The organism is Sphingomonas sp. (assembly GCF_031380695.1).
In the GTDB taxonomy this organism is placed as follows: Bacteria; Pseudomonadota; Alphaproteobacteria; order Sphingomonadales; family Sphingomonadaceae; genus Sphingomicrobium.
Genome location: NZ_JANMWY010000158.1, coordinates 1 through 2,394, shown reverse-complemented (window position 1 = coordinate 2,394; position 2,394 = coordinate 1). Strand labels below are relative to the sequence as shown.

Annotated in this window: 2 protein-coding genes; both read right to left on the bottom strand. The window is 67.1% G+C overall.

Features of this window, described 5'->3' with window-relative positions; genetic code table 11:
• A partial coding sequence (locus RMN84_RS05950) for a type IIL restriction-modification enzyme MmeI (RefSeq protein ID WP_405051448.1) occupies nt 1–563 on the bottom strand: 563 nt, incomplete at its 3' end.
• A partial coding sequence (locus RMN84_RS05945) for a DNA topoisomerase IV subunit A (protein WP_309611274.1) occupies nt 560–2,394 on the bottom strand: 1,835 nt, incomplete at its 5' end. The genes RMN84_RS05950 and RMN84_RS05945, both read right to left, overlap by 4 nt.

Sequence of the window (2,394 nt, the reverse complement as noted above, 5' to 3'; positions counted from 1 at the left end):
TCGCCAAGACCGATGCGATAGCTGCGCTCATTGGGAAAAGGCGCAAACCAGCGCCCGTTGCCGGACCAGTCGAAGTAGAGCTCGAAACTGCGTCCGAGGTCGGCAACGATCTGGAACGGAGGCGCGCGATGGTCAGACGGCAGGGCCAGCGCATAGCGCTCCGCCTGAATCCGGGCGTCGGCCATCAACTTGTCATAGCGCGGCAGGATCTTCGATCGCGTCTCGAAACCGACCGGATTTCCGAACAGGTCGTGGATTGGCACAGGCGGCGGCTCGCCCGGATCGTCGGGCAGCGCTTCGCCAGCCTTCACCTGGCTCTGCTTTGCTTCCAGGATGAAGTGATCGCGCTTGTAGAGATCGATCCGGCCGGTCCCTTTGGTGCCGAGCGCGGCCTGCGACTTCACCGGCGCTTCGAATTGATACTCACCTAGTCCGCTGCCCTTCGGGTCGGGCGTCGGCAGGCCGAGCGCCTGCGTCAGTTCGGTGAGAAACATCTGGTAATTGGCGCGTTCGGCCCCGCCTTCCTTGCCGAGCCATTTCGCGATCAGATCGTCGATGCTCACCCCCCAAACTTCCCATTCCGCGGGAACCCAACCGGCGCCATCCGCCCGCCGGCCCCGCGCACTGCCCGCCATGGGGTCAGATCTCCCTCGGTCCGCACGCGCCCGCTATCCCCGCCCTGCGGCCAGCTCAGCCCGTCGGCCATCTTCAGCGCCATCACATCGCCCAGCCCGCCGTCGCGATAGCGTTGCAATTGCACCCCGGCCCCGCGCCCCATCTCGGGCAGCTCGCTTAGCGGGAACAGCAGCATCTTGCGGCTCTCGCCGATCACCACCACCGAATCCGCCCCCTCCGGCACCACCCGCAACACCGCCACCTTCGCCGCGGGGCGCAGGTTGACCAGCTGCTTGCCCTTGCGCGTCTCGGCCAGCACCGCCTCCCCGGTCGTCACGAACCCGCGCCCGTCAGACGATGCGACCAGCAATTTCATCCCCGCGCGCACCACCATGAACGCCGCTATCTCGACTTCGGCCGGCAGGTCGACGGTCAGCCGCACCGGTTCGCCGAACCCGCGCCCGCCGGGCAAGCGATCGCCGCTCAGCGTATAGGCCCGCCCGTCCTCGCCCAGCAGCAGCAGCCGGTCGGTCGTCTGCGCATGGAAGGCGAACCGCGGCCCGTCGCCCTCGCGCCATTTCTGCTCGGCCAGCTCGGCCAGCGCGACATGGCCCTTCATCGCCCGCACCCATCCGCGCTGCGACAGCATCACCGTGATCGGCTCCTTCTCGATCATCGCCGACCAGTCGAGCTCCTTGCCCGCCCCCGCCGCGACCTCCTCGATCCGCGTCCGCCGCGCGTCGCCATATTTGTCCTTGACCCCGGCCAGGTCCTTCTTGAGCTTGTTGCGCTGCTTGAGCGGGCTGTCGATCAGCGCCGCCAGCCCCTCGCGTTCCTTCGCCAGCGCGTGGCGCTCGCGCGAAATCTCCATCTCCTCGAGCTTGCGCAACCGCCGCAGCCGCATGTCGAGGATCGCCTCGGCCTGGCGGTCGGTAAGGCGGAACTCGGCGATCATCACCGGCTTGGGCTCGTCCTCGGTGCGGATGATCTCGATCACCCGGTCCAAATTGAGGAACGCGATCAAAAATCCGTCGAGCAGCTCCAGCCGGTCGTCGATCTTGCCGATCCTGACCGTCGCCCGCCGCACCATCACCTCGATCTGGTGCGCCAGCCACGCCGTCAGCGCCTGCTTCAGGCTCATCACGCCCGGCGTCCGCGTCTTGTCGAGCACGTTGAGGTTGAGCGGGAACCGCACCTCCAGCTCGCTCAGCCGGTACAGGCTGGTCAGCAACAGCTCGGGATCGACCGTCCGCGATCGGGGCTCCAGCACCACGCGCAATGTCTCGTCGCTCTCGTCGCGCACGTCGGCCAAAATGGGCAGCTTCTTGTCGGCGATCAGCCCGGCGATCGCCTCGATCAGCTTGCCCTTCTGCACGCCATACGGAATCTCGTGGACCAGCAAATGCCACCCCCCGCCTTTCTCGCGCACCACCTCGATATTCGCCCGCAGCCGGAACGACCCCCGCCCCGTCCGATACGCCAGCGCGATCGACTCCGGCCCGTCGACCAGCACGCCCCCGGTCGGGAAATCCGGCCCGTGGACAAAGTCCATCAGCGCCCGGTCCTCGGCCAGCGGATTGTCGACCAGGTGGATCGCGGCGTCGATCAGCTCGCTGACATTGTGCGGCGGGATCGACGTCGCCATCCCCACCGCGATCCCGCTCGACCCATTGGCGAGCAAATTGGGGAACAGCCCGGGCATCACCTCGGGCTCTTCTTCCTCGCCATTATAGGTCGGCTTGAAGTCGACCGTGCCCTCGTCGAGCCCGGCCATCAGCG